Source organism: Streptomyces sp. SPB074 (genome assembly GCF_000154905.1).
Taxonomy (GTDB): Bacteria; Actinomycetota; Actinomycetes; order Streptomycetales; family Streptomycetaceae; genus Streptomyces.
This window is the reverse complement of record NZ_GG770539.1, coordinates 5,487,961-5,488,726: the sequence shown is the minus strand read 5'-3', so window position 1 is coordinate 5,488,726 and position 766 is coordinate 5,487,961. Positions and strand designations below refer to the sequence as shown.

Below are 766 nucleotides of genomic sequence, written 5' to 3'. Positions count from 1 at the left end.
GAGGCGGTCGACGTTGGCGTCGAGCGTCGCCGAGAACAGCATCGTCTGGCCCTCGGGCTCGACCTGGTTGAGCAGCCGTGTGACCTGCGGCAGGAAGCCCATGTCGGCCATCTGGTCGGCCTCGTCCAGGACGGTGGTGCGCACGTCCTGGAGGGTGCAGTCGCCCCGGTCGATGAGGTCCTTGAGGCGGCCCGGGGTCGCGACGAGGAGTTCCGCGCCGCGCCGCAGGGCGTTCGCCTGCTTGGTGAGCGAGAGCCCGCCGACGACGGTCGTCAGGCGCAGGTTCACCGCGGTGGCGTAGGGGGTGAGGGCGTCGGTGACCTGCTGGGCGAGCTCGCGCGTGGGCACGAGGACGAGGCCGAGCGGGGCGCGCGGCTGGGCGCGGCGGCCCTCGGTGCGCGCGAGGAGCGCGAGGCCGAAGGCGAGGGTCTTGCCCGAGCCGGTGCGGCCCCGGCCGAGGATGTCGCGGCCCGCGAGGGAGTTCGGGAGGGTCGCGGCCTGGATCGGGAAGGGCGTGGTGACGCCCTGCGCGGCGAGGGTCTTGAGGAGCGCCTCGGGCATGTCGAGGTCCTCGAAGGCCGCGACGGGCGGGAGCGCGGGCGTGCGGGGCTCGGGCGCGGCGAAGTCGCGGGGGCCTGCGCCGGGGCGGGCGCCGCCGCGCGAGCCGGTGCCGCGCGGGGCGCCGGAGGCGGGGCCGCGACGGCGGGGCTGGGGGGCGCGGGCCGTTTCGCCGCGCGCGGCGCGGGTCTCGCCGCGGCCGGTGCGG

The 766-nt window shown here is 77.9% G+C and carries 1 protein-coding gene; it reads right to left on the bottom strand.

All coding sequences use genetic code 11. The annotated features are described in order from the left end of the window. On the bottom strand, positions 1-766 hold a 766-nt coding region (locus SSBG_RS23275; protein WP_008748519.1), incomplete at both ends, for a DEAD/DEAH box helicase.